The organism is Rhizobium sp. T1470, assembly GCF_042140505.1.
GTDB lineage: Bacteria > Pseudomonadota > Alphaproteobacteria > Rhizobiales > Rhizobiaceae > Rhizobium > Rhizobium favelukesii.
This window is the reverse complement of record NZ_CP148091.1, coordinates 2,032,980-2,051,555: the sequence shown is the minus strand read 5'-3', so window position 1 is coordinate 2,051,555 and position 18,576 is coordinate 2,032,980. Positions and strand designations below refer to the sequence as shown.

General features: G+C 58.4%; 19 protein-coding genes, 1 tRNA gene and 2 pseudogenes. 13 read left to right on the top strand and 9 right to left on the bottom strand.

The window, feature by feature from the left end:
- Positions 1–156: 156 nt before the first annotated feature.
- Together WGT02_RS10355 and WGT02_RS10350 are read right to left on the bottom strand one after the other, a co-directional pair.
- On the bottom strand, positions 157–414 hold the full coding sequence (locus WGT02_RS10355) for a DUF2171 domain-containing protein (protein ID WP_024318074.1): 258 nt from the start codon (positions 412–414) through the stop codon (positions 157–159).
- Positions 415–1,127: 713 nt separating this feature from the next.
- Positions 1,128–1,748 (bottom strand): hypothetical protein, encoded by a 621-nt coding sequence (locus tag WGT02_RS10350; RefSeq protein WP_208248089.1) that lies wholly within the window; start codon positions 1,746–1,748, stop codon positions 1,128–1,130.
- Between the two features lie 108 nt (positions 1,749–1,856).
- On the opposite strand from WGT02_RS10350, the gene WGT02_RS10345 reads away from it, so the two are divergent.
- Positions 1,857–2,393, top strand: a complete 537-nt coding sequence (locus WGT02_RS10345) for a hypothetical protein (protein ID WP_208248090.1) — start codon at positions 1,857–1,859, stop codon at positions 2,391–2,393.
- 181 nt (positions 2,394–2,574) lie between these two features.
- Here the strand turns inward: WGT02_RS10345 and WGT02_RS10340 are convergent, their stop codons facing one another.
- Entirely contained in the window at positions 2,575–3,036 is a 462-nt protein-coding gene (locus WGT02_RS10340; RefSeq protein ID WP_024318077.1) for a BA14K family protein, read from the bottom strand.
- 129 nt (positions 3,037–3,165) lie between these two features.
- Complete coding sequence (locus tag WGT02_RS10335; protein ID WP_024318078.1) at positions 3,166–3,462, bottom strand: membrane protein; 297 nt, start codon at positions 3,460–3,462, stop codon at positions 3,166–3,168.
- Positions 3,463–3,579: 117 nt separating this feature from the next.
- Here WGT02_RS10335 and WGT02_RS10330 point away from each other — a divergent pair.
- Positions 3,580–3,654 (top strand) — tRNA-Asn (locus tag WGT02_RS10330).
- A 683-nt stretch (positions 3,655–4,337) separates the two neighbouring features.
- Here the strand turns inward: WGT02_RS10330 and WGT02_RS10325 are convergent.
- Entirely contained in the window at positions 4,338–4,508 is a 171-nt protein-coding gene (locus WGT02_RS10325) for a hypothetical protein (RefSeq protein WP_157997339.1), read from the bottom strand.
- A 1,193-nt stretch (positions 4,509–5,701) separates the two neighbouring features.
- Here WGT02_RS10325 and WGT02_RS10320 point away from each other — a divergent pair.
- Together WGT02_RS10320 and WGT02_RS10315 are read left to right on the top strand one after the other, a co-directional pair.
- Complete coding sequence (locus WGT02_RS10320) at positions 5,702–6,028, top strand: hypothetical protein (protein WP_208248092.1); 327 nt, start codon at positions 5,702–5,704, stop codon at positions 6,026–6,028.
- 81 nt (positions 6,029–6,109) lie between these two features.
- Positions 6,110–6,577, top strand: a pseudogene (locus WGT02_RS10315) (class I SAM-dependent methyltransferase); the annotation flags it as partial.
- Positions 6,578–6,658: 81 nt separating this feature from the next.
- On the opposite strand, the gene WGT02_RS10310 reads toward WGT02_RS10315, so the two are convergent.
- Both WGT02_RS10310 and WGT02_RS10305 read right to left on the bottom strand, forming a co-directional pair.
- A complete protein-coding gene (locus tag WGT02_RS10310; protein ID WP_024318080.1) occupies positions 6,659–7,492 on the bottom strand; it encodes an SDR family NAD(P)-dependent oxidoreductase in 834 nt (277 codons plus the stop codon).
- 100 nt (positions 7,493–7,592) lie between these two features.
- Complete coding sequence (locus WGT02_RS10305) at positions 7,593–8,285, bottom strand: ChrR family anti-sigma-E factor (RefSeq protein ID WP_375679386.1); 693 nt, start codon at positions 8,283–8,285, stop codon at positions 7,593–7,595.
- Between the two features lie 184 nt (positions 8,286–8,469).
- Between WGT02_RS10305 and WGT02_RS10300 the strand changes: the two genes are divergently transcribed.
- The 5 genes from WGT02_RS10300 (at position 8,470) to WGT02_RS10280 (ending at position 12,277) form a co-directional block, all read left to right on the top strand.
- Entirely contained in the window at positions 8,470–9,510 is a 1,041-nt protein-coding gene (locus WGT02_RS10300; protein WP_024318082.1) for a cysteine synthase A, read from the top strand.
- Between the two features lie 6 nt (positions 9,511–9,516).
- On the top strand, positions 9,517–10,254 hold the full coding sequence (locus WGT02_RS10295; RefSeq protein WP_208248094.1) for an alanyl-tRNA editing protein: 738 nt from the start codon (positions 9,517–9,519) through the stop codon (positions 10,252–10,254).
- 18 nt (positions 10,255–10,272) lie between these two features.
- The gene (gene sseA, locus WGT02_RS10290; RefSeq protein ID WP_024318084.1) at positions 10,273–11,142 is read left to right on the top strand and encodes a 3-mercaptopyruvate sulfurtransferase; all 870 of its coding nucleotides are present in this window, start codon (positions 10,273–10,275) and stop codon (positions 11,140–11,142) included.
- A 4-nt stretch (positions 11,143–11,146) separates the two neighbouring features.
- Positions 11,147–11,710 carry a GNAT family N-acetyltransferase gene (locus WGT02_RS10285; protein WP_024318085.1) on the top strand — a complete coding sequence of 188 codons (564 nt, stop codon included), beginning with the start codon at positions 11,147–11,149 and terminating at the stop codon, positions 11,708–11,710.
- Positions 11,711–11,809: 99 nt separating this feature from the next.
- On the top strand, positions 11,810–12,277 hold the full coding sequence (locus WGT02_RS10280; RefSeq protein ID WP_208248096.1) for a DUF1203 domain-containing protein: 468 nt from the start codon (positions 11,810–11,812) through the stop codon (positions 12,275–12,277).
- A gap of 59 nt (positions 12,278–12,336) precedes the next feature.
- Here the strand turns inward: WGT02_RS10280 and ald are convergent, their stop codons facing one another.
- A complete protein-coding gene (gene ald / locus WGT02_RS10275) occupies positions 12,337–13,455 on the bottom strand; it encodes an alanine dehydrogenase (RefSeq protein ID WP_208248098.1) in 1,119 nt (372 codons plus the stop codon).
- A 154-nt stretch (positions 13,456–13,609) separates the two neighbouring features.
- Between ald and WGT02_RS10270 the strand changes: the two genes are divergently transcribed.
- From WGT02_RS10270 to WGT02_RS10255, 4 genes are all read left to right on the top strand, one after another.
- Positions 13,610–14,071: an Lrp/AsnC family transcriptional regulator gene (locus WGT02_RS10270; protein WP_024318088.1), complete on the top strand. Its 462-nt coding sequence runs from the start codon at positions 13,610–13,612 to the stop codon at positions 14,069–14,071.
- A gap of 86 nt (positions 14,072–14,157) precedes the next feature.
- On the top strand, positions 14,158–15,048 hold the full coding sequence (locus tag WGT02_RS10265) for a DMT family transporter (RefSeq protein WP_208248099.1): 891 nt from the start codon (positions 14,158–14,160) through the stop codon (positions 15,046–15,048).
- 76 nt (positions 15,049–15,124) lie between these two features.
- Positions 15,125–15,460 (top strand): PilZ domain-containing protein, encoded by a 336-nt coding sequence (locus WGT02_RS10260; protein WP_072376664.1) that lies wholly within the window; start codon positions 15,125–15,127, stop codon positions 15,458–15,460.
- Between the two features lie 90 nt (positions 15,461–15,550).
- Positions 15,551–17,539: a bifunctional 2',3'-cyclic-nucleotide 2'-phosphodiesterase/3'-nucleotidase gene (locus WGT02_RS10255; protein ID WP_024318091.1), complete on the top strand. Its 1,989-nt coding sequence runs from the start codon at positions 15,551–15,553 to the stop codon at positions 17,537–17,539.
- Between the two features lie 64 nt (positions 17,540–17,603).
- Here the strand turns inward: WGT02_RS10255 and WGT02_RS10250 are convergent.
- Positions 17,604–18,561: pseudogene (locus tag WGT02_RS10250) on the bottom strand (LysR family transcriptional regulator).
- Positions 18,562–18,576 lie beyond the last annotated feature (15 nt).

The window sequence follows — 18,576 nt, the reverse complement described above, 5'->3', positions numbered from 1 at the left end:
CGTTTGCTCACCCAAATTATAGTAGTTGAGCAGCAAAGTGCCTGTTCGTTCACGGCTTGTCCGGCGCCTTGAAATTCGGTGCCCGAGCCGACGCCCGGGCTGTGAGGATGCGTCCGCCGGTAACTTCTATACCATCTGACGCTTGACTCCGAAGAATTACGCCGGACCCGAGCCTTCTTCCTCCTCGAATGTCACCGCGACGTCGCCATTCGCCGACAGACGCACCTTGTCGCCTTCAATTTCGGCCACCAGCCCCAGAGGGATATAGTGGTGGTGTCCGCGATGCGAGCCTTCGCCACTGTCCTTCTTGGTGAGCTTGATCCGATGGCCTTCGACGTGGTCGACTGTGCCGACATGGACACCATCGGCTCCGATAACTTCGGCGTGTTCCTTGATCTGCCCTGCATCTACCATTGGGATTCTTCTCCTTTCCGCGACTAACGCCGCAGAGCGAGATAAGATCCATGGAAAAGCCCGCCGACCGGTGAAGGTGGCGGGCGATTGGTGAAAACAACCATTCAGGCCGCATGTTCGATTCGCGAGATCAATCGCGATGAACATGAAAGGCAAACTTTTGAATTGCAATTTTGTATCGACTGGCTGGACCAGACGGGGCCATTGGGTCGCCATCCGAGAAGATGGGGTTTAGCTTTGCTCGGACCTTATCCGACCGCCTCAGACGGAACCCGTGTGGCTGCCGCGGAGAGTGAACGCCTCGGAATGCCAAGCTGTATCGAGGTGTCCGCCCGCCGACCGGGTGACAAACCGGCGACGGGCTCTCTGGCGCTATAATTTGAGGCTCTGCAATGGACGATGCGCGACGAAAGCTGAGAATACTTTCGGATCGCCGGGATGCTGAAGGTATCAGTCCGGGCCATCCCCACTACATGGAATAATTCCAACCGGCACTTTGGTTTAAGTGCCGTTTCGCCTAAATGTTGTCGAAGGGCGTCGTGACCCTTCGCTACAGAAGGAGATCAGATGAAACTTACACTCGAATACCGGGAACTCACCATCAAGCTCGTGATCCCGCCCGTGCTCATCATGCTAATACTCAAAGCTCTGCACTTCATAGCCATGTAACGCAGTGAAGGAGTGGCCGCTAGACCCGGCCACTCCTTCAATTCCTATGCCGCCGATTTCGGCGAGCTTCTCTCTGCTTGCGACGTTCGTTCTGCTCGGCGGCCCCATGAGAAGTCCCGGGCCTCGATGTCAGCGGCTGCTACCATCCAGGCGAAGTGTCGCGGTTCGTCTATGTTGACCTGAATATGCTCGATTTCGGGCTCAAGTTGCAAGGCGGCTAAAACACCATTCATCACATCGATTGATACGTTTCGAATGAAATATTCTCTTATTTGATGCATTGCACGGTCGCAGCACTCTTTTCCGTAATTCCGATGGATGTGCTCGACACTCCGGCACCACTTGCTAAAGGACATGCCGCCGGCTTTTGACTTCGCCCATGACCAGAGGCAGCGGCGATCCCGCTCGCGCTGAACGTGGACGATCAGGTCGTTAGCCCTTTCCCAGTCGGTGACATCCTTCACCTGAAGGCGGATAGACCGAGCATCCCAGAATGCCTGACGCTCTTCCTCGTATCGCTGGCCGGCCCATCCCGCTTGGTCGACATGGTCGTGAACGTATGGCAGAGCCTGCGCCTTCAGCCTTGCTGGCCGCGCCGTGTTTGGCAGCCGCCGATCCACTTCCGCAGCGTGGATGAACAGCTCGGCTATTTCCTCATGCGTCATTCTCAGATCTCCACTAGCTCGGGCTGCCCGTAAACCTGCCGCAGCATCAGATATACCATGCCCCCCAGTGCAAATCGTGGCTTCCTCGATCGGTGCCGGCTATGCGCCATGGACTGTGCTTCCGACCATCCCGACAAGATCCGCCTGAAGCACCGCAAGACGGACAAGCTCGCGCTCCACCCGCTGGAGTACGCCGACGAGGATGGCTCGCTGGTGAAGCTCTACGAGAAGGCGGAGGAGATCGTAAACAAGACGCCTCGCTACGGCACGTCGATCGTCTGCAAGAAGAACGGCCAGCTATTCGGAGACGGCACGTTCCTCGCGCATGAGGTTCGCGAGAGGGCGGACAAGCTCCGAGACGAAGGAAAGCTCGACGCGCCATCCTTCAGCCTGGACAAGTGCAGGCACGGAGGCATGACGGAACTGGAAGAAAGCGGGCTCACCGAAGGACAGGGTCGGGTGCTGTCAAAGCACAAGACTGCGGCGGCCTATCGTGGCTATGCGAAGGAGACGGAAAAGCGCGTCTTGGAAGCCACGAAGAAGCGTTTTGGCCATTCTGAATGGCCGAAAAAACTGAATGAAAACAATGGTCGTAAAACGAAGAAAACGCCTGAAGTAGGGGCGCTTATTCAGAACGGGCATTGATTTTATTGGAAATGCTGTGGATTTGCAGTCCTCTGCGTCACCACTCCGCCACGAGGCCTCACGACGCTTCATGACCGAAGCGTTGGCGGGCATTTAGAATGAATAGAAATCGAGTGCAAGGGGTTGTTGAAAAACCGATGGGATTTCAGGTCGTCATCCCACCGGTTTCTGTGGTCAACCACTAGTAGGGAGAGTAGCACTGCCGCCGCGGACCGTAATAAGGCTGGTAGGTGTTGTCATACGCCCGATACGACCGGTAGCGGCTGTAACACCAATCGACGTGCGAATTGCCCACCGGTCGAGCCACCGGCTGCGAAGCAATCAGGCCGCCGATGATGGCGCCGGCTGCAAGACCGCCGAGCAGCGCACCCGCATCGCTGTTATGGCCGCGGTAGTAGCCGTCGCGATAATAGCGATTTCCGGAATGATTTCCGTAGTAACGATCTCCGTAACGGCCATGGCGGTAGCCGCCGCAACGGTAAATACTGCAGCGGTCGAAGCCGCGACTATTTCTCGCACCGGAATCTCCGAACCCACCGCGGCTCTGAGCCGAATGCTCATCGCCTGAATTTTCGGCAAAAGACGGACCGACGCCGGCCAGGCTTGTGGCGATTGCCAACACCAATACCGCAAGTTTCTTCATTCCAGCACCTTCTTATTTCCTGCATGCTTGTACACTTACGCGCATATCTCATTAACGCTTAGCTAGGTGCGAGGTTCCGGGCCGCGCACCGTTCGGCATTTTCGCTTGGGCTGCCGGATGATCACCGATTCAAGGGTTGGATTTACGCCTCTTCACCCACCAGACGGAGAATCGCCGCCGCATCCGACGGACGAGATGCAAATCGTGCGACAACAGGATGAACCCCAGCGGAAGCATCCAGAAGCCGAGAACCGGCAGAAAACCGAAAACGCCGCCGAAGATCAGCAGCACGCCGATTGTCATCCGGGCAAAGCGCGACCGCGGGAGCGGGATGCTTACGGAACCCAGAATGAGATGGCCCGTGGTGTGGTCGATGCCAAATCGCTTGGCGCTTGATTTTCCAGTGGTATCATGTGCTTCAGTCATCCACAGGAAATGGGGTTATGCAGGTCGAATACAAGCGGATGTCATTTTTTTGAAAAAACCGCTTGGCAAATCGGGCAAGCGTTTGTATTAGGCCACTCACACCGCGGCGAGCGGTGATCCCTGGTAGCTCAGCGGTAGAGCATTCGACTGTTAATCGACAGGTCGCCGGTTCGAATCCGGCCCGGGGAGCCAGTTTTGAAAGTAAGCGCCTGCTTTTGTTGTCCGAAGCAGGCGCTTACTTCTCCACTTTCCCTCCCCACTTTTGAAATCGACCACGAGCGGCTGGCTGCGGATAACTTGCGCCGCAGCATGTCCGAGCCGCGAGCGCCAGCGCCGCCCCCTAGCCTGTCGGGCTTTCGCTTTTTCTGGTGGGCGTTAGCAGAGCGCAACGGAACCATTCGCAGGTTTGCGGGTTTTATCAACGCAATCACTCTGACAGGTAGTTGCGCGCGCTGGCCCCCGCAGTCCCTCAAGGCGCCAGCACAAGAAGGCCCGGAAGCTCCCAGCGCCGGGTCTTCATTTTGAGTGCTTAATGCTTCCCGCCGATTTTTCCGTCAGACCCTGATCCGGCTCCATCATCCCGTAGCGTGAACGAGTCCAGCAGACGGCGACTCTCGCGCATATGGGCGATCAAGCGGCGAGCGTAGTTGTCGTAGGCGCTGACTTCGTCGGATCGAACTGGCGGCAGTCTTTCCATGCGCGAATCCTCCATTAGGTTAACCTAATAGAGATGAGAAAACGGGCGGAGGCAACTGATTCTATTGGGGTAGACCGGTCGGCGCGCTGCTGGTGGAGGCGCAGGTGGTGACCGCGCCGGCCATTGGTATATACAAGAGGCCACGCCAGGGAGGCGGGCCGGCGCGCAAGTATCGCGTCTAAAACTTGTTCATGATTATGTCGAAGAGCTCACCGCTCTTGATTGTCTTGTAGATCAGCCAGTCCATGGAACCTCGGCCGAAGTTGCAGTCGAAACACGCCAACGCCAGGCGCGACCGCCTGTTGCTGCCGCCATCCGATCGCCGATCAAGATGCTCGAGCGTTTCCACGTTAGGCATCCTGCTGGTAGGGTTCGTCAGGACCATCCGCACCCCGCAGCAGCAGCAGCAGAGGTTTCGCTGCTTGCGCCTGAGCGTTGCGCGGAGTCCTGCCTGCTTGATCCTCACTGCGTGGTTCCGCGTGGCCAATGAGTGTGCTCGAGCGCGTCGCCTCGAACGGTTCGGTTTGGACGTTCGTGATCGCTAGGGAGGTTTATTCCGTAGATTTCTCTACCCATTGCGCTTCGCTGACGGAGAATGACGATTGCTCCGGTTTCATGGAAGTCGACGAATGACGCCTTTGCCCTTTGCGACAAGATCAGCTAGACCCTGCGACCGGGCGCGACTGCCATTAACTTAAGAATGGGGTCGGGTGGCAGATTGACGTCACGCCGCTGTCACGAGATCACGTGACCGCCCCTGATAGCTCCTTGACCGCCCTCACGCGGCTCGCCTCGCTTTTTTCATCGCGGCCCACCAAGCTGCAAATTCGCCGTCCAAGGACAGCGGACACCACCATACCGGAGGAGACATCGAAATGCCTTCGGGATTCGTGCCGGCGGCAATGCCTCTGATGTCTTTGGTGGGAATAAATCCGATCTTCAAGAATCAGCCGTCGCCCCACGCCGTTCAGCGCAGCGCGAGGACGTGCAACGAGCGTTCTTGACCGGAATGGAAGCTTTCCCAGTGCCGCGGTTGTTGTCGCTTAAGGAAGTCGCGTCGGCGCTGAATGCATCTCCGTCAACTACTCAACAGTTAGTCGCGTACGGCGAGCTTGCATTTGTTCAGATAGGCAAAGGCCAGAGCGAAAGCGTATGGCCTTCTTGTAGTCCGATGTGTAGGGTCTTATAAAGCGGCAGAGGCCAAGGACCCTACACATTCGTGCGCATGACAGCAGCTTGGGAACGTCGACGACGAACTCGATGAACCGGACGCTTGCGACTACGATGCGAAGGACGACGACGTTTGGGACAGGTCGAGCCGCTGCGAGACGACTCGAGGTTGCGTTGGCGCGTCCCCGGAGCGCCAGTGCTCTCTAGCGCACGAAGCTGGTCCGCTTGGTACAGAGCTCGCGTGTGCTTGCAGCTTATTGTACCCGCAGCAGTTATGAAAATGCACCCGTCAACCGAAAGGTTAGCTCCCTGAACAACGACAGTGTTGATATTTAGTTAAAATTGAAGCCGCTACCGTTCGGGCACTGAGGCATGTCAAGCATCTCGACAACATCGGATTTTGTCTCTGAGCTCGTTCGGGCCGTAAACCAAATCCACCTACTGACGCCCAACGAGCGAAACGAGCTAGTCGCTCGCGGCATTGCCAGCATCCGCGAGTTGCGACTGACACTTGATGAAAGTGGAGCAGATACGCCTATGACATCACGGACACTGAGCGAGGTGGAGACACTGATTGCCGAGATGGACGACACGCCCAACGAGCTCGTCGCCGCTGCGTTTGTGGTTTTATGCGACGAAATCAAAAAGCTGCTAAAAATTTGTGAAACTGCATCTGCGACCGAAAAGAGGGAGCAGTGATGCGTGCATCCGCAGTTCTAGCAGCGGCTCCAGTTTCTTCTTATGCCCGGGCGGTGCCCCCAAAGTCAAACTTGCACTGCGGAGGCCGGCGTTTATGACAGCATCGTCTCGATCGAGATGTTCGAGGCGGTCGGTGAAAAGTACTGGCCAGCCTATTTCTCCAAATTACGCCAATGCCTGAAGCCGAGGGGCAAAGCCGGCCTTCAGATCATCGCCATTCGCCCCGAGGCGTTTTCCCAATATCGGACGAACCCCGATTCCATCCAGCGCTACGTCGTCCCCGGCGGCATGTTGCCGGCACGCGACCACCTGGCCGAACTTGGCCGCAAGGTGAATTTGTCACTGGTCAGGGACTTTGCTTTCGGGTTAGACTACGCCCGTACGCTTGCCGAATGGCGTGAGCGTTTTTGGTCGGTATGGGAGCTTGTTGGCCTATTGGGCTTTGACGAGCGCTTCGAGCGGCTCTGGGAATTCTATTTTTTGTATTGCGAAGCAGGCTTCCGCGCTAGAAAAATAGACGTCCGCCAGGTCGTCTTTGCGCGGAATTGACGAGAGCGGATGGCGGCCAATCCGGCAGATGACCTCCTGTCCGGCCGCCATCCGCCTCGTCCGTGCCTTGGACGCCGAACACTACTCTGCAGGATGCGCCATACCCGGTCGTGCATGCTTTTCAAGCGGCCGCTCCCGCCAGCCGGTCGAGCGATTCACTAACCAGAAATAGAGACTATAAGGCAGGAGATTGACGAGCTTCATCATGTAGGTGAAACGCTTCGGGAAGATAATCTCGAAACGCCGAGACTTGAGGCCCGCCGAAATCTGCTCGGCTGCCTCCTCGAACGAGACCAGAGAGGGCATGGGAAATTCGTTCCTCTTCGTTCCAGGAGTATCGACGAAGCCCGGATTGATGAGCTGAATGCGGATGCCCATCTTGTCTAGATCGAATTTCAGACTTTCCGCCATGTTGATCAAGGCGGCTTTTGTGGCGCCGTAGGCCGCACTGGTCGGCAGGCCGCCATAGCCCGAAACGGACGAAACGATGGCGATTTGTCCGTGCCCCTTCGCCTTCATGTGCCGTACGGCCGGGACCAGGCAATTTACAACACCCTGCAGATTGACCGCGAAACTCTGCTCGAAATCAGCAAGCTTCAACTCCTCCGCGTGGACAGGCAGATAGACGCCGGCGTTGAAGATCGCCAGTGCGAGCGCACCATGTTCATATTCGATTGAAGCAAGCACGTGCTCCATGTCTTCGGCGTTCGTGACATCGCCGTCGAGCACGATAATGCTGCCGGACAGGTCGGAGGCCTCGGCCTGCAGTTCGGCGAGCTTCTCATGGTCGCGGGCGGTGACGGCGACCTTGTATCCATCTCCCGCGAGTTTGAGTGCCAGCGCTCGCCCAATTCCGGAACTCGCGCCGGAAATCCAGGCTATCCCATGTTCGGGACGAGCAAAGAAATCTTGCATGGTACATCTCCTCCGGGCCGCCTTTCTGAACGTCAAAAAAGTCCGGGTGTTCCTCGCCATCTCCCGGATTTAGGCCTGTATCACACCATTGTGGCTGCTTTCAGCCGATCAGGTCACCTATGAGCTGACGGAAAGATCCAGTCAGCTTGACCGGCGCATCGAGAACCGAAAACGCGATGCAGGGACGGTCCTTTTCGGCGATCGGCCGGTGGTCAACGCTCTCATCTGCTACCGAGATATCGCCAGGTCCGAAACGACCGCGAGCATCGTTGAACGCGCCGTCCAGGATCAAGGTCAGTTCCATTCCCTTATGGGTGTGTGCCGGCAGCGCGCGGCCGGCCTTGATCCACATCAGGCTGACTTCACAGCCATCGATGTTGGTGGAGTATTCCTTGAAGCCTGGAAGCTTCGTCTTCCAAGGCACTGTATCCACATCATAGCCGACCAGATTGCGTATCGCTTTCGGGAAGAAGCCGCCGTGTGTCTGCAGATCGGCTGGCGCCTGATCTTCGGCCGGCGGCGCGGAGCCGAAGACGGCAGCGAGCTGCGCCTTGCGATCGCTGATCGCAGCCTCCGGTATCTGCTCGAGAGCCTCGCCAGCCATGGATTCGAGATCGCTCACCAGCAAGCGATGATCCGGCTTCATTTCAAGATGCGATTCCACCAGCACGCGCGCCGGCTCAGGAAGGGATCCGGCGACGTAATGCGCCATCAGTGCATCGACCGTGTCGATATGATCGGGAACCATGACGGTTTCGGTCGTTTCCGCTTTTAGAGATTGCTTTGTCGTCATCCGTACGTTGAAAGTCAATCTCCGGATCACAACGGCGGCGAACGCTCAGTCTCGACCACACTGGACGCATCGAAGTCTAATTTTATCGTTGCGCTCAAAGGGATGGAATAGCATTTCTTGCCAACCTAGCCTTGTGAAGGGAAAAGACCGTTCCTAAACTAAGCGTTCAAATGAGGCAGAGTCCATGACCGTCTATCCCTCCGTTCTGGAAGCAATCGGCAACACCCCCCTGATCAAGCTCAAGGGCGCGTCGGAAGCGACCGGCTGCACGATTCTTGGCAAAGCGGAATTCCTCAATCCCGGCCAGTCGGTCAAGGATCGCGCTGCGCTCTACATCATTCGCGATGCCGAGAAGAAGGGCCTGCTGAGGCCGGGCGGCGTTATCGTCGAGGGGACGGCCGGCAATACCGGCATCGGCTTGACCGTCGTTGCGAAGGCGCTTGGCTACCGAACGGTCATCGTCATCCCGGAGACTCAGAGCGAGGAAAAGAAGGACGCACTGAGGTTGCTCGGCGCAGAACTCGTTGAGGTGCCTGCCGTTCCCTACAAGAACCCGAACAACTATGTGAAGGTGTCCGGAAGGCTTGCCGAACAGCTGGCAAAGACGGACCCGAACGGCGCGATCTGGGCAAACCAGTTCGACAACGTCGCCAACCGGCAGGCCCACATTGAAACGACAGCCCGCGAAATCTGGAACGATACGAACGGCAAAGTGGACGGCTTTATCTGCTCCGTTGGCTCGGGGGGGACGCTTGCGGGTGTCGCAGCCGGCCTCAAAGCCTTCAGCAAGGACATCAAGATAGGCCTTGCCGATCCCGACGGAGCCGCGCTCTACGAATTCTACAAGAACGGCGAACTTAAATCCGCTGGCTCCTCGATCACCGAAGGAATCGGTCAAGGCCGGATCACGGCAAATCTGGACGGTTTCACGCCCGATTTCGCCTACAACATTTCGGATGCGGAAGCCCTGCCCTACCTTTTCGATCTCGTCGAGCATGAAGGCCTGTGCCTGGGTGGATCGACGGCGATCAACATCGCCGGCGCGGTGCGCCTTGCCAGGGAGCTCGGTCCCGGCCATACAGTCGTGACGATCCTCGCCGACTACGGCAACCGCTACCAGTCCAAGCTCTTCAATTCGGACTTCCTGACGTCGAAGGGCCTTCCCGTTCCCGCATGGCTCGCCAAGACGCAAACCATACAGATCCCATACGAACCAGCAGCGTGAGACCCCATGCCCGTCAATGCCCTCTATCGTGACGATTTCTATCTTTCGACATGCGAGGCGGTGGTGACCGCCGTTCACGATGACGGGGGCATTGAGCTGGACCAGACCTGCTTTTATGCGACATCGGGAGGCCAGCCGGGCGACACCGGCTTTCTCGAGCGCACGGACGGCAGCAAGATCGCGCTTGGGCAGACGAAACATGGAGCGACAAAAGACATCGTCGTGCATGTGCCCCTCGAAGGCGAAGCCAAGCCAGCTGTTGGCGAAAAGCTGGTGCTGCATGTCGACTGGCCGCGTCGCTACAAGCTGATGCGAATGCACACGGCCTGCCATCTGCTTTCCGTCGTCTGCTCCTATCCGATCACCGGTGCCGCCGTCGGCGAAGACGAGAGCCGTGTTGACTTCGACATGAGCGAGACGATCGACAAGGACGACGTGACCGAAAAACTCATGGAGCTGGTGCGGCAGAACTATCCGGTTTACCTGCAGTGGATTACCGACGAGGAACTTGCGGCCAATCCCGGTATCGTCAAATCCAAGAATGTTCGCCCGCCGATCGGCCTTGGCCGGGTCAGCCTTGTCTGCATCGGCGAAAACTCTGCGATTGACAGCCAGCCTTGCGGCGGCACACATGTGTCCGAAACTCAGGAAGTCGGCCAGATTCACATTGCCAAGATCGAGAAGAAGGGCAAAGAAAACCGGCGCTTCCGAATTCGCTTCGGCGCTCCCGGCGACGAAGCTTGACGGTCTAGGGAGAGCAAAATGAGCGAAAAGAAGAGCCGTTTCGTCGTTTCGGCCGATTGGCTGCAGGCGGAACTCGGCAAGCCGGATTTGCGGCTCCTGGATGCGTCCTTCTATCTGCCGGCGCAGCAACGCGATGCTGACGCGGAATACGCCGCCGGCCATATCCCCGGCGCGATCCGTTTCGATCAGGACAAGATCGCCGATCACTCCGTGCCGCTGCCGCACACCATTCCTTCGCCAGACCTTTTCGCAATCGAGGTCGGTAAGCTCGGTATCGAGGAAAAGGACCGCATCGTCGTCTATGACGGCATCGGGATGTTCGCCTCTCCGCGTGTTTGGTGGCTGTTTCGCGTGATGGGCGCGCGGAATGTGTACGTGCTCGACGGCGGCCTGGACGGATGGAAATCCGAGGGCCGCCCGCTAGAGACAAACGTGCCGCACTATGAGCCCAAGGTCTTTAGGCCGACCTATGACGCCTCGCGGGTCGTCAATCTCGACACAATGCGGGACATCGTTGCGAGCGGCGCCCTGCAGATAGCCGATGCCCGAAGCGCCGGCCGATTTACAGCGCTCGAGCCCGAGCCGCGCGCTGGTATGCGATCCGGTCACATGCCCGGGGCGCGAAACCTGCCATCGGGCGTCTTCGCCAACCAGGGCCGCTTCAAGTCGCTGCCGGAACTCCAGCAGACGATCGAGGACGCGGGCATAGACCTGTCGAAGCCCGTGGTGACATCCTGCGGCTCCGGCATCACAGCTGCGATCGTCACGCTGGCGCTCGAATCGCTCGGCCATACCGACAACAAGCTCTACGACGGCTCCTGGAGCGAATGGGGTGGCCGGGACGACACGCCCGTCGTCACTGGCCCGCCAGAACCGGTCAAAGCCTGACACGATGGTGAAGGCCCCCTCGTCCATGAAAGCCCATATTACGCGCCTGGAAATGACGTCACCGCCGAAGGCAAGCCTGCCGGTGCCGATCAACATCCAGACGGCGATCATGCGGGCTCCCGACATTCCGTTGCCGTTCTACCGCTATCTCTACCGCCAAGTCGGGGCCAGATGGCAGTGGGTGGACCGTTTGCGGATGGTTGACGAGGATCTGGCCAGGGCGCTGCACGACAAGCGCAACAGTATCAGCGTGCTCTACGTGAACGGCGCACCCGCCGGTTTCTATGAATATTTCATCGAGGATGAGGACACGATCGAGCTCTGCCACTTCGGACTGTTCGAGCATGCGCTTGGGCTGGGGATCGGAAAGTGGTTCCTGCTGCAGGCGCTCTATGCAATCTGGACGCTCAATCCGAAGCGGGTGACGACCACGACCAACAACCTCGATCACCCGCGCGCCTTGCAGCTCTACCAGATGTTCGGTTTTTCCCCGGTCTCCACCGGCTCGGGCATCGTCCGGCCTCTCAGCGACAAGGAACTTCTGGAGTTGAGTAAAAGGGACTGGTGAGCCGGCAGAGGCAAACCAGTCCGAAGAGCACCTGCAGGAATCGGGTGGTATGTGTGCCGGCAAAGGCGCATCTCATGGCCATCAGCTAGGAGATCTGCCATGACCGACATCCGCTTTTCCGCCATGCCCACTGCCGACGCCGAAAATCTCTGGAACGGTGGTACAGATGCCTACGGTTTCTTGCCCGAGACGATGGTCTCTGACGGCCCAGGCCATCCCTGCCGCCATTGCCTGAAGAATATCGATGCGGGCGAGGAACTGCTGGTCTTCGCCTATAGGCCGTTTCCCGAGCTTCAGCCCTATGCCGAAACCGGTCCTGTCTTCCTCCACAAGGAACGCTGCGAGCGCTATGCCGCCGAAGAAGTCCTACCGCCGGTCCTGACCAGCCCGGATTTCATCGTGCGCGGCTACAATGCCGAAAACCGCATCGTCTACGGCACCGGCGCGGTGACGCCGACCCCCCATATCCGCTCCTATGCCGCCGAACTCCTCGAGCGGCCGGAGATTGCCTACGTGCATGTGCGCTCGGCGCGCAACAATTGCTATCAGTGCCGTATCGACAGATGACAAGAAAACGCCGGTCGCAGGAGACTGCGGCCGGCCTGCATCACCTAACGTGAAGCAATTTACGCGACGTTCAGTACGCTTTCCGGAGTGTAGGATTCATAGCCCAGCGCTTCGGCCACCGGCTTGTTGGTGACGCGGCCCTTATGGACGTTGAGACCGTTCCTCAGGTGGCAATCTTCCGCGATCGCGCGCAGTCCGCGGTCTGCAAGCGCCAGGCCATAAACGAGCGTCGCATTGTTTAGGGCATGCGCCGAAGTGACCGGCACAGCGCCAGGCATGTTGGCAACGCAATAATGCACCACGTCATCGACAACGTAGGTCGGCTCGGAATGCGTCGTTGCATGCGACGTCTCAAAGCAGCCACCTTGGTCGATGGCGACGTCGACGATGACAGAGCCTCGCTTCATGCCCGACAGCATTTCACGGGTGACAAGCTTCGGTGCGGCAGCGCCCGGAATGAGCACGGCGCCGATGACGAGGTCGGCCGAGAATACCTCCTCTTCCAAGGCCTGAATGCTGGAATAGCGCGTATGGACACGACCGCCGAAGATATCATCGAGCTGGCGCAGGCGCGGTAGAGACTTGTCGAGGATGCTGACGTCGGCGCCGAGGCCTGCCGCCATCCTGGCCGCGTGCAAGCCGACCACACCGCCGCCGATCACCGTGACCTTGGCCGGCAACACGCCAGGCACGCCTCCGAGCAAGATGCCAAGGCCGCCATTGGCCTTCTGCAATGCGGTCGCCCCCGCCTGGATCGACAGACGTCCGGCGACCTCGGACATCGGAGCAAGGAGCGGCAGGCCGCCGCGATCATCCGTCACAGTCTCATAGGCAACAGCGGTGACGCCGGAGGCAAGCAGGCCCTTGGTCTGTTCCGGATCGGGCGCGAGGTGAAGATAGGTATAGAGAATCTGGCCATCGCGAAGCTGCGCCCACTCGGATTGCTGCGGCTCCTTGACCTTTACGATCATGTCGCACTTCTCGAAGATCTCCTTGGCCGAGGCGGCAATCTTTGCGCCAGCGGCCACATAGGCGGCATCATCGGCGCCAATGCCGGCGCCTGCCTTGGTTTCGACCCGGACCTCATGGCCATGGGCAACGTACTCACGAACGGACGCGGGTGTCAGGCCGACACGATATTCATGATTCTTGATTTCCTTCGGGCAACCGACACGCATTGGCGTTCCTCTCTTTTATGTCCGCTTGGCGGAATGTCTTTGACGGGGAAATCCAACCACCACAGCCGCGAAATGTCCTTGCAAAGAAGGTTTGCTCTGATGCTGATTTTCGAAGATCATTGCGAATTCGAGCAAATAATCGAAAGTTCTTCGAATGTCCGAACTTGACGCCATCGATCTTGCGATTCTGAAGACGCTTCAGTCCAATGCCCGCATCACCAATGCCGATCTTGCCGCCAAGGTCGGATTGTCAGCATCGGCCTGTTCGCGGCGGCTCGACATATTGGAGAAGAGCGGCGTCATCAGCGGCTATCACGCCCACGTCTCGCACAAGGCGCTCGACTACAGGATGATCGCGGTGGTACACATTTCTCTGTCGGGCCAGTTTGCGAAGACGCTCTCCGAATTCGAGGCTGCCGTTAAGCGCTGTCCGAACGTCCTCGTCTGCTATCTGATGTCCGGCGAATATGACTACATTCTCCGTGTCGCCGCCCGTGACCTAGAGGACTACGAGCGCATCCATCGCGACTGGCTCTCGGCGCTTCCGCACGTCGTGAAGATCAATTCCAGCTTTGCGCTCCGAGAAGTCATCGATAGGCCAAATGTCGGGCTTTGACAGAGCCCCAAAACCGGCAGACAGTCCCCGGCGCGGAGCTGCGGCTTCGCTATCCCCGGCCTGATCCCCCGCTGTAAGACACACGCATGAAATCCAAGACCCAAGGCTATATTTTCGTCCTCTTGGCGATCACCATCTTTTCGCTGCAGGACGGCATCTCGAAGCATCTGGCATCCGCCTACCCGCCCGTCTTCGTCACCATGATCCGCTACTGGGCGTTTGCCGCCTTCACCGTTGCGCTGGCCTGCAAGATGAGGGGTGGCCTGAAACAGACGGCCAGGACAAAGAGGCCGTTCCTACAGGCGATCAGGGGCCTTTTGCTGGCCGTGCAGGTGGTTGTCGTCATCAACTGCTTTGCCCTGATCGGTCTTGCCCACTCGCAAGCGATCTTCTCGGCAACACCGATTCTCATTGCGCTGCTTTCAATGCCTATCCTTGGCGAACGGGTCGGCTGGCGTCGCTGGACGGCGATCGCCGCGGGTCTGGTCGGGGTCTTGTTGATTCTGAAGCCGGAAGGCGGATTCTTCGACTTCAAGCTGCTGCTTGCCGTCTTCTCGTGCTTCCTGTTTGCCTTCTATGTCATCGCGACGCGGCTTGTCAGCCGGGACGACTCGGCCATGACGAGTTTTTTCTACACGGGCGTCGTCGGCGGCATCGGCATGACGCTGGTCGGCCCTTTCTATTGGACATGGATGTCGGGGTGGGATTGGGGATGGATGGCGCTTGTCTGCATGACCAGCATATCGAGCCATTATTTTCTCATCCGTGCGTACGACATGCTGGATGCCACCGCCGTGCAGCCGCTGACATATCTGCAGCTTGTCTATGCATCGATAATCGGCGTCGTGATCTACAACGAGAGGCTGAGCCTTAGTATGATCATCGGCTCTTTCATTGTCGTTGCGGCAGGAATTTTCACCGTGTGGCGGGAACACGTCGTTGCACGCAGATCCCATCCACAACCGACATCTCCGTAATTTTAGATCGAGCTATTAAAGCATTCTCAATGTTCACCCAGTAGATTTCATCCACATGTTTCTGGTGGAGCGTAACATGCAGAACAATCTGAATATCATCACTCGCAAGGCCGAGCGCAAACATTGCCGCATATTCGGTAAGGTCCGCTATCTCACCAAGGAAGTGGATGCGCGCATCCTTGACATGTCGGTTACCGGCATGGCCGTCGAAATCCGGGCGCCGATTCATGCGGCATCTGGCAGCCGTGTGCAGATCCTTGCCGATGATCTCGGCACCCTTCATGGCATCATCCGCTGGACCCACAATGGCCGCCTTGGAATTCAGTTCGATCCGAACTCCAATGCCCGCGCGCAGGTGTCGTCGTATTTCCGGTTCTTCCACAAGGAAGTGAAACCGGTCCTGACGCGATAATTGCCCTGTCATTTTCAGGGTTTACTCCTTCGCGAATCACCCTAGTCTCGCCTGCGGGCCGGGCGACGCGTGATTTTCGAAGGAGTTTTCATGTCTTCCATTCTCGATCTGCCGCCAATGACCCGCCGCTCATTGCTTGGTGGCATTGCTGCCACGTCTGCACTCATCCTGCTTCATCCCTTTAGTGCGCGCGCGGGCGCCAATCAGGCTCATCTGCGCCTGATGGAAACGACGGATATTCACGTCAACGTCTTCCCCTACGACTACTATGCCGACAAACCGAACGACACGATGGGCCTGGCGCGCACCGCGACGATCATCGACAACATCCGGGCGGAGGCTGCCAATTCTCTGCTGATCGATAACGGCGACGTCTTGCAGGGCAATCCCATGGGTGACTACATGGCCTATCAGCTCGGCATGAAGGACGGCGATGTGCATCCCGTCATCAAGGCAATGAACACGCTGGGGTACACCGTCGGCACACTCGGCAACCATGAATTCAACTACGGTCTCGACTTCATGTTCAAGGTGCTGGGCGGAGCAAACTTCCCGTTCGTCTGCGCCAACCTGACGAAGGGCCAACTTGCGTCCGACCCGACAAAGGACGAGCTGTTCCTCAAGCCGTACGTCATCGTCGAGAAAGCCATCAAGGACGGCGCCGGCAACGAGAGCCCCGTCAAGATCGGCTTCATCGGCTTCGTACCGCCGCAGATCATGCTGTGGGACATCAAGAACCTCGAAGGCAAGGCGCAGACGCGCGACATCGTTGAAGCTGCCAAAGCCTGGGTGCCGGTCATGAAGCAGGAAGGCGCGGATATCGTCATCGCGCTCTCGCACTCCGGCATCGACGGTGCGGCCCCATCCGAGAAGATGGAGAATGCATCCCTGCATCTTGCCGCGGTCGATGGGATCGACGCGATCTTCACCGGGCATCAGCACCTCGTCTTTCCCGGTCCGAAGACTTGGGACGGCATTCAGAATGCCGATCCAGTGAAAGGTGCGTTGCACGGCAAACCCGCGGTGATGGCCGGCTTCTGGGGCTCGCATCTTGGACTGATTGATCTCCTGCTGGAAAAGGATGGCAAAGGCTGGCGGATCGTCGACTTCACATCGGAAGCGCGGCCGATCTACCACCGCGATGACAAAAAGAAGATTATCGCCGATGTGGCCGATCAGAAGGACGTCATTGAGGCTGCGAAGGCCGAGCACCAGGCGACGCTCGCTTATGTGCGTACCCCCGTCGGCAAGACCTCGGCGCCGCTCTACTCCTATTTCGCGCTGGTTGCCGACGACCCGTCCGTTCAGATCGTCAGCCAGGCCCAGACCTGGTATATCAAGCAAATGCTGGCCGACACCGAATACAAGGACCTGCCGGTGCTTTCGGCAGCCGCACCCTTCAAGGCCGGGGGACGCGGCGGCGCGGACTACTATACGGATGTGCCGGCCGGCGCCATCGCGATCAAGAACGTGGCAGACCTCTACCTGTACCCCAACACGGTTCAGGCGGTCGCCATCAGCGGCGAGCAGGTGAAGAACTGGCTGGAGATGTCAGCGGCGATGTTCAATGAGGTCAAACCCGGATCGAAGGATGCAGACCTGCTGAACAACGCGTTCCCATCCTACAACTTCGATGTGATCGACGGCGTGACCTACCAGATCGACCTGTCGCAGCCGCGCAGGTTCGATGATGACGGCAAGCTGATCAATGCCGACGCAAACCGCATTCAGAACCTGCAGTTTGATGGCAAACCTATTGACCTCAAGCGGAAATTCGTGGTCGTCACCAACAATTACCGCGCCGGCGGCGGTGGAAAGTTTCCGGAAATTGCCGCCGACAAGGTCATCTTCCAGGCGCCGGACACGAACCGCGACGTCATCGTCCGCTTCGTCCACGAAGAGGGCACGATCAATCCGTCGGCCGACGGCAACTGGACCTTCAAGCCACTCTCGGGAACAACGGCAGTCTTCCAGAGCAGCCCGAAGGCAAAACAGTTCCTGGCTAACGTGGAAAGCGTCAAGATCGAGGAAGCAGGCGACGGCGCCGAAGGCTTCTCGAAGTTCAGGTTGATACTGTAGATGTGAGCTTTCAGAAGGTTGTCCACTCAGAGCGGAATGGGAGGCGCGAGGTACCCGCGTCCTCTTACTCGGCCGCAATCGGAAAATCGGGCGGCGCCAGCTCGGCCAGTTGAGCCGTAAAATCGGCGTGCCTAGGGCATTGCTCGAGCCTCACCCGAAACGCATCGATCATCCAGCTTGCCGCCGGACCTGGCGGGCTGGCGATCCGTCTCATGGCGTAGATCGGATATTCTCCCTGCTCGAAAGCCGGCAAGTCGAGATGGACCAAAGCGCCGCTTCTCAGATCGTTGCGAATAAGCGAGGCGGGCAAGCCGCCCCAACCAAGCCCACCGCGAATGAGGGAGTGTTTCGTCGCAATGTCACTGACCCGCCATGTCTTGTAGGAAAGTACATTGAAATCCCGGCCTTTTGTCAAACCCGACGCGTCCGTCACCACCAACTGCGTCTCCTCACGGACATCCGCCAGGGTCAGCGGTCTGCCGATCTTCGCCAGCGGATGATCATGCGCGGCAACGGGCATCATGAAGGAGTGTCCGATTTGTTCTGCAACAAGCGCATCGTGTTGCTTCAGCAGAGCGCCGCCGATGCCTATCGTTGCCTTGCCGCTCAAAACGAGATCCATCACCACACCGAGTTCCCCTACCGTCAAACTGAGCGCCACGGACGGGAATTTGTCACGGAACCCGCGTAGCACGTCGACGACCGCATGCGACGGCACCATGACGCTGATCGCCGCGGAGACCTCGGCCTCCAGTCCTTCCTTCAGCCCCTTTACGCGGGCGCGCATCACCTCGAGATCGGAGACAAGCCGCCGCGCATCCTCAAGAAGCGCCTTGCCCGCCTCCGTCAGCTTCGGCTGCCTCGCGCCGGAACGCTCGAAGAGCGGCACTTCCAGTTGAGCCTCGAGGTTGGCGATCGTGTAGCTGATGACCGACTGAGCGCGGTTGAGCGTGCGGGAAGCTGCCCGTCTCCGCAACAGTGAGAAATACTTGCAGCTGGTCCAATGTCGGGTTCGGAAGCATTTGCCATCCAATCTA

Excerpts from the sequence above, each read along its gene's own strand:
- WGT02_RS10355 (WP_024318074.1), bottom strand. The coding sequence starts at position 414 with ATGGTAGATGCAGGGCAGATCAAGGAACACGCCGAAGTTATCGGAGCC.
- WGT02_RS10350 (WP_208248089.1), bottom strand. The coding sequence starts at position 1,748 with ATGACGCATGAGGAAATAGCCGAGCTGTTCATCCACGCTGCGGAAGTG.
- WGT02_RS10345 (WP_208248090.1), top strand. The coding sequence starts at position 1,857 with ATGGACTGTGCTTCCGACCATCCCGACAAGATCCGCCTGAAGCACCGC.
- WGT02_RS10340 (WP_024318077.1), bottom strand. The coding sequence starts at position 3,036 with ATGAAGAAACTTGCGGTATTGGTGTTGGCAATCGCCACAAGCCTGGCC.
- WGT02_RS10335 (WP_024318078.1), bottom strand. The coding sequence starts at position 3,462 with ATGACTGAAGCACATGATACCACTGGAAAATCAAGCGCCAAGCGATTT.
- WGT02_RS10320 (WP_208248092.1), top strand. The coding sequence starts at position 5,702 with ATGTCAAGCATCTCGACAACATCGGATTTTGTCTCTGAGCTCGTTCGG.
- WGT02_RS10310 (WP_024318080.1), bottom strand. The coding sequence starts at position 7,492 with ATGCAAGATTTCTTTGCTCGTCCCGAACATGGGATAGCCTGGATTTCC.
- WGT02_RS10305 (WP_375679386.1), bottom strand. The coding sequence starts at position 8,285 with ATGACGACAAAGCAATCTCTAAAAGCGGAAACGACCGAAACCGTCATG.
- WGT02_RS10300 (WP_024318082.1), top strand. The coding sequence starts at position 8,470 with ATGACCGTCTATCCCTCCGTTCTGGAAGCAATCGGCAACACCCCCCTG.
- WGT02_RS10295 (WP_208248094.1), top strand. The coding sequence starts at position 9,517 with ATGCCCGTCAATGCCCTCTATCGTGACGATTTCTATCTTTCGACATGC.
- sseA (WP_024318084.1), top strand. The coding sequence starts at position 10,273 with ATGAGCGAAAAGAAGAGCCGTTTCGTCGTTTCGGCCGATTGGCTGCAG.
- WGT02_RS10285 (WP_024318085.1), top strand. The coding sequence starts at position 11,147 with ATGGTGAAGGCCCCCTCGTCCATGAAAGCCCATATTACGCGCCTGGAA.
- WGT02_RS10280 (WP_208248096.1), top strand. The coding sequence starts at position 11,810 with ATGACCGACATCCGCTTTTCCGCCATGCCCACTGCCGACGCCGAAAAT.
- ald (WP_208248098.1), bottom strand. The coding sequence starts at position 13,455 with ATGCGTGTCGGTTGCCCGAAGGAAATCAAGAATCATGAATATCGTGTC.
- WGT02_RS10270 (WP_024318088.1), top strand. The coding sequence starts at position 13,610 with ATGTCCGAACTTGACGCCATCGATCTTGCGATTCTGAAGACGCTTCAG.
- WGT02_RS10265 (WP_208248099.1), top strand. The coding sequence starts at position 14,158 with ATGAAATCCAAGACCCAAGGCTATATTTTCGTCCTCTTGGCGATCACC.
- WGT02_RS10260 (WP_072376664.1), top strand. The coding sequence starts at position 15,125 with ATGCAGAACAATCTGAATATCATCACTCGCAAGGCCGAGCGCAAACAT.
- WGT02_RS10255 (WP_024318091.1), top strand. The coding sequence starts at position 15,551 with ATGTCTTCCATTCTCGATCTGCCGCCAATGACCCGCCGCTCATTGCTT.